Here is a 5,702-nt window from a genome sequence, read left to right as displayed (position 1 = left end):
TAGACTATGGCTAAAAGTGCAAATTCGAGTTCAAAGTCTAAAAGCGGGGGAGCAGGGGGAACTCTGGCGAAAACAAAATCTTCCCCAGCAGTAGTTGAAAAAAAATCGATACAGAAAAGGAAGGTAGCTGATAAAGTAGTCGTAGCATCCCAGAAACAGACCAACCACCAGAGAGCAAAATCCAATATGGCTATCAGTATTGATGTTTCTCGCACACCCTCTGAGTTGCAGGCTAACTTGATTAATGCAGAAAAATTGCATCTACAAGGAAAGCTGCAAGAAGCCTGGGCTCTGTATCAAGCTATTTTGCGTCAAGACCCATTACATTACGGGGCTATTCATGGCATGGGATTAATTGCTGCGCAGATGAAAAGCTATTCTATGGCGATTGATTTGTTTAACAACGCTATTGAAGTTGACCCTCTTAATCCAAGAGCGTATAGCAATTTGGGTAATGCCTTAGCCAGCAGTGGTAAAAAAGCCTTAGCGCTAAAGAGCTTTGATAAAGCCATTAAGTTAGACCCGGTTTATATCGACGCCATTAAAAACCGCGGGTTGATACGAGCTGAGCAAAAGCAATATAAAGCCGCCTTAGCCGATTTTTCCCGTGTGCTTGAATTAGCGCCAAGCTATTGGCGTGCTCATATTTATACAGCGAATGTCTTGATTTCTATGGGTAAGCTCGACAAAGCTTTGCATGCCTATGATCTAGGATTAGCAGCCAATCCCAATAGTGCAGCGCTATGTAATAACCTCGGTGCCATATTGTGTTCCTTAGGTCGATTCAAGGTAGCCCTACCAAAATTAGATAGGGCTATCAAAATTAATCCGCAATATGCCGAAGCATTTAATAATCGAGCGGTAGCGCTGATTGGTCTGAAACGCCCTAAAGATGCCTTGGTTAGTTATGACCAGGCCTTAATCATTCGCCCTGGTTATGCTGATGCAGTAAATGGCAGGGCTAAGCTTCAAGCGAGTATGGGTTGATGAGAAGGCAAATACCCACGGCTCGTGCAAAACGAGTAAAGTCAGCCATTCCACTGACGACAGAAGATGGAGTAAGTGGGCTAATTACTGATATTAGTACCGCAGGAATTCTATTTGAGCTTCCTGAGAAAAAGGAGCCAGGTTCCGTCATTTCCTTTTCTATTGAGCTCAAAACACCTGGAGGCCCCCTGAAACTCATCGGTGAAGGCGAGGTTGTTAGGGTGGAAGAAGAGGATGGTAAATTTAGGATAGCCGCAAAATCGATTGTCCATAGCAGCAAGACTTGATACCAGGCAGCTTAGCGCGCTTTGCTTATAAGTCGGTCGAGCGCCGCTTAGGGTGCATATTCGGGTTATCTGTTTTTTGGAATTTACCGCAAAACACATATAACTCCATACGATTGCGCACACCCAACTTATCATAAATAGACGCCAAATGATTGCGTAATGTATGTTCACTAATATGAAGACTGTCGGATACTTGTTTTAAGGTTTTCTCAGAGTGCAGTTGAATAGCACGAGTTACTTTTTCTTCTTTTGGAGTCAAAGAAGCCAACTTTTTTTGTTCACTGGACAGCTCAGCAGGTGAGTTGGCTTGCGCAATCTGTAACAGGATACGTGAAGTTGCGCTACGGTTTAACCAAAGCTCGCCCTCATAAATCTTTTCAATTGCTTTGACTAAGTTCTCAATGGGCTCTGTTTTGTTGAGAACGCCCCGAGCACCTTTCACAACAGCCTGATCATGAATCGAAGCATTCTTGCTGCCAGTAAAGATGATGATTTTTGCTTTACAAGCTTTCAAAAGGGCGGTGATGAGTTCAAGTCCATGTTGATCTTGTAGATCTGGCTCAAGCACGATGACGTCCGGTTTGGTGCTTGCCGCAATTTTCAGGGCCTCTGCGCTATTTGAAGCGCTGGCACAGACGTCAATGCGCTCATGAGGAGAGAGGAATTCAGCAAGCCCCCAAAGCGTTATTGGATGAGAGTCAATAAGCTGAACCTTGATGCGTGACTGGATGCTTGAACTATTCATATATACCGAAAAGTGTAAATCAAATATTTGGAATCTAGTAGATTTAAGCTAGATTTTTTCTCACCCTCTCTTTTATTAGTATAAAAGTACTATTTTTTTAAAATATGATGTAATTTGTCAAGATAATAAATTTAAGTGGTTGTTTCCATTAAATTAATAGTAGAAGCTATATACGGTTTAGGTTTCATTAAAAATAATAAGAGGAGCCTTTTCCTTGCGTTTCCGACACCCATTCTTATATTCATGTTTTGCAAGCTGCATGCTTTTATGGGGTCACTCAGCATTCGCTCTTGAGAAAGTTGCCTTGCAACTCAAGTGGTCAAACTCATATCAGTTTGCTGGCTACTATGCTGCAAAGGAATTGGGATACTACCAAGATGTAGGTTTAGATGTGCAGATTAAACCTCTTCAAGTAGGGATGAATGTTGCACAGGAAGTGAGTTCTGGCAGAGCCAATTTTGGCACCGGCTCAAGCGGCCTATTACAAGCTCGACAAGATGGACTGCCGGTAGTTGCTCTGGCAGCAATATTTCAGCATTCTCCATATGTATTAATTGCAAAAAAATATAAAGAGGATCAGAGTATTCAAGATCTCAGTGGTAAACCAATTTTGTTACGCAGACTCGCTGATGAATTAATTGTCTATCTAAAGCGTGAGAAGATAGATTTAAAGGAAGTCATCGCTTCTTCGCCAGAGATGAATACCCTCGAACAACTTAGATCAGGCAAGGTCAGCGCAATTTCTGGGTATGTTAGCAATGAGCCTTATGAGTTAAGTTTGGTGGGGTTCCCATATGTAATTTATTCTCCACGGACGGCTGGAATTGATGTTTATGGCGATAATCTTTTTACATCTGAAGCTGAAATTCGCAAGCACCCAGAGCGGGTAGCGCTATTTAGGCAGGCAAGCATCAGGGGATGGGAATATGTGGTTGGTAACCCTGAGGAGGCAGCTGAAATCGTTCGCAAGTATGCGCCTGAATTTAGTGACAAAAAGGCTGCATTTGAAGTTCCCCGTATTAATGCTTTAGTGCGCTCTGATTTGGTACCTGTTGGATATATGAATGAGGAGCGCTGGAAAAATACAGTGCAGATTTACCAAGAAGCAGGAGCTTTAAGAGCTGACTTTGATTTAACGGGTTTCATATATGACACCAATTTAAAAGATGACCTGAAATGGGCTTATCGCGGCCTCTTAATTTGTATGGTTATTATGCTTGTTGCCCTAGCTTTTTTATATTACAACATGCAGATTAATAAGCGCCTAAAGCTTTCTCTTGATCAATTAAATCATCTCTCGCAGCATGATCCGCTGACAGGGTTACCCAATCGCATTTTATTCTCTGATCGCTTGCAAAGAGCGATTTTGAAAGCAAGGCGAGACAGGCAGATGTTGGCATTGTTGTTCATTGATGTAGATCATTTCAAGGCGATCAATGATAGTTATGGGCATCAAGAGGGTGATGAATTGCTTCAATCTTTTGCAAAGCGCATGGTTGCTTGTATTCGAGATTCAGACTCGTTTGCTCGCATTGGGGGCGATGAGTTTGTAGTACTTTTAGAGGATTTGCCTAACGCATCAGGGGCATTGGAGGTCGCTAAGAAAATTCAAGCTTCCGTTTCTGCCCCAGTTTCTGCAAATGGATCTTTTATTACTACAACAGCTAGTATCGGTATTGCTTTATATCCTGAAGACGCTCACACTGACGAAGAATTGATGAAATGTGCTGATTTGGCAATGTATGAGGCGAAGCAGGCAGGGCGGAATAAAATTTATTTCTACTCCATGGCCATTACCCAGAAAATGAAGAAGCTCTAATGCAGCTAGTTAATCTACTTTTTTATTGCTCGTTTGGGGTTGTAGTTTTACTGATGTTTATCGGTGCGCAGCGGCGCTCCGATAAAGTGGCGCGTTCAAAATATTGGCCTATATCTTTGGGCTTAATAACCCTTGCAAGCTTTACTTTCGTATTAGCCGGACTTACCCCGATTGTATTTCTATCAATCGCAAACGTTAGTATGATTTTTTCGGGTATTGCAGTCGTTTTATTTATACGCTCATGGGATGTCAAAAATCAGGAACTAAAGCTTCAATATTTTTGGATAATATTTTTTGTCTGTATCGTAGTTTATGAATTCTTAAGGGTTTATTTCTCATTTAGCTTTCGCGTATACCTCATCACTAGTGTAGTTGGTGCTATTTCACTTTTGGGATTGGTGGAAACGATGTTGGTTTCGGGGGGCGATAAGCGCTTTCAATTTAACGTATTGAAGGTAGCATTTATTCTTCAATTTATACTATTATTAGTGCGCGCTTTTAATATTAATGTTGGAACCTCAATTGCAAGCGTATATCAAGAAGAGGTGTTATCGGCTACTTTAAGATTTATGGCTATGGGTTCTACTTTAATAATATTTATCTCTATCAATAATATTTTATTTGAGAACTTAGTAGGTCTTGAGCGCAAGAAATCGATTGATGCCGAATTAAAAATGCTCTCGAGCTTAAATGCGCTGGCTATGGCGAGGGATAACGAGACTGGTGCCCATATTGTTCGCACTCAAGAGTATGTGAGATGTCTTGCTAATCGAATCAGAAATCAGGGAGATTATGTGGCAGAACTCTCTGACGATGTCATTGATAATATTCATAAAGCAGCCCCCTTACATGACGTTGGCAAGGTCGGCATTCCTGATGGAATTTTGTATAAGCAGGGGTCTCTCACTAAGGAAGAGTGGGGTGTCATGAAAACCCACACCTTAATTGGCGAGAATGTGCTTGCCTCAGCAAAATCTCAGCTGCCGGATAAGTTAGGTATGGATGTGATTGATGTCGCAATTGAGATTGCTGGAGCACATCATGAGCAGTGGGATGGCGGTGGTTATCCGCGCGGCCTGAAGGGCAATCAGATACCTTTGAGTGCGCGCATCATGGCGCTAGCTGATATGTACGATGCGCTAATTAGTGAGCGTGTATATAAGTCCGGCTGGGAGCATGAAGAGGCAGTAAACGAAATCTTAAGTAAACGTGGCACCCATTTTGATCCGGTGGTGGTAGAGGCCTTTGCTGCTGAACGTGACCGTTTTCAAATTATTGCCCAGCGTCATCGTGACCTCATGGGCGAAGAAAAGCCTTTTGTTGATTCTATAGAGACTTTTGACCACAAGCTGCGACGATCTGAAGAAAAGTTTGAGTTCTTATTTGAGCATTCGCCTATCGGAATGGCCATGGTAGATTTCTTAACGGGTGACTTTGTTGAGGTAAATACCTCTTTATTAAATAGTACTCAATATACAAAAGAGGAATTTCTCAAACTATCATTCTGGGATATCACACCCCCAGAATATCAACCTCAGGAAGAGCAACAGCTAGAAGATCTGAAGACCAAAGGCTCTTTTGGCCCTAATCGCAAAGAATATATTCGCAAAGACGGTACACGTTTCCCAATCTTGATTCGCGGATTCATCATTACCGATGTAGATAGTCGCCAACTAGTCTGGGGCATTATTGAGGATCTATCAGAACGCCTACAATAATCTTGATAGCTTTGTTTCTGAAGCTTATGAATTCTCATCAACTATATTTACCAAAAAACAGTATTAATCTACTAGCTCTTTAGGGGTGCCCCGAGTGGTTTTATAGCTCGTCATTAGGTAACATAAATTCATGGCACTTAATAAGA

Annotated in this window: 5 protein-coding genes; 4 read left to right on the top strand and 1 reads right to left on the bottom strand. The window is 41.9% G+C overall.

The genetic code is table 11. The annotated features are described in order from the left end of the window. Positions 1–186: 186 nt before the first annotated feature. Together QMF28_RS05960 and QMF28_RS05955 are read left to right on the top strand one after the other, a co-directional pair. Positions 187–987 (top strand): tetratricopeptide repeat protein, encoded by an 801-nt coding sequence (locus tag QMF28_RS05960; protein ID WP_281741685.1) that lies wholly within the window; start codon positions 187–189, stop codon positions 985–987. Then, positions 987–1,274 carry a PilZ domain-containing protein gene (locus QMF28_RS05955; protein ID WP_281741683.1) on the top strand — a complete coding sequence of 96 codons (288 nt, stop codon included), beginning with the start codon at positions 987–989 and terminating at the stop codon, positions 1,272–1,274. Before QMF28_RS05960 ends, QMF28_RS05955 begins: the two co-directional genes overlap by 1 nt. 25 nt (positions 1,275–1,299) lie before the next feature. Here QMF28_RS05955 and QMF28_RS05950 read toward each other — a convergent pair whose 3' ends face one another. Next, positions 1,300–2,019, bottom strand: a complete 720-nt coding sequence (locus QMF28_RS05950) for a response regulator transcription factor (RefSeq protein ID WP_281741681.1) — start codon at positions 2,017–2,019, stop codon at positions 1,300–1,302. Positions 2,020–2,233: 214 nt separating this feature from the next. Here QMF28_RS05950 and QMF28_RS05945 point away from each other — a divergent pair, with 214 nt between their 5' ends. Both QMF28_RS05945 and QMF28_RS05940 read left to right on the top strand, forming a co-directional pair. After that, a complete protein-coding gene (locus tag QMF28_RS05945) occupies positions 2,234–3,838 on the top strand; it encodes a GGDEF domain-containing protein (RefSeq protein WP_281741678.1) in 1,605 nt (534 codons plus the stop codon). Beyond that, positions 3,838–5,556 carry an HD domain-containing phosphohydrolase gene (locus QMF28_RS05940; protein WP_281741676.1) on the top strand — a complete coding sequence of 573 codons (1,719 nt, stop codon included), beginning with the start codon at positions 3,838–3,840 and terminating at the stop codon, positions 5,554–5,556. Before QMF28_RS05945 ends, QMF28_RS05940 begins: the two co-directional genes overlap by 1 nt. Positions 5,557–5,702: the final 146 nt, after the last annotated feature.

This window comes from Polynucleobacter yangtzensis, assembly GCF_027924165.1.
GTDB classification, from domain to species: domain Bacteria; phylum Pseudomonadota; class Gammaproteobacteria; order Burkholderiales; family Burkholderiaceae; genus Polynucleobacter; species Polynucleobacter yangtzensis.
This window is presented reverse-complemented; position numbering and strand designations above follow the sequence as displayed.

Excerpts from the sequence above, each read along its gene's own strand:
- QMF28_RS05940 (WP_281741676.1), top strand. The coding sequence starts at position 3,838 with ATGCAGCTAGTTAATCTACTTTTTTATTGCTCGTTTGGGGTTGTAGTT.
- QMF28_RS05955 (WP_281741683.1), top strand. The coding sequence starts at position 987 with ATGAGAAGGCAAATACCCACGGCTCGTGCAAAACGAGTAAAGTCAGCC.
- QMF28_RS05950 (WP_281741681.1), bottom strand. The coding sequence starts at position 2,019 with ATGAATAGTTCAAGCATCCAGTCACGCATCAAGGTTCAGCTTATTGAC.
- QMF28_RS05960 (WP_281741685.1), top strand. The coding sequence starts at position 187 with ATGGCTATCAGTATTGATGTTTCTCGCACACCCTCTGAGTTGCAGGCT.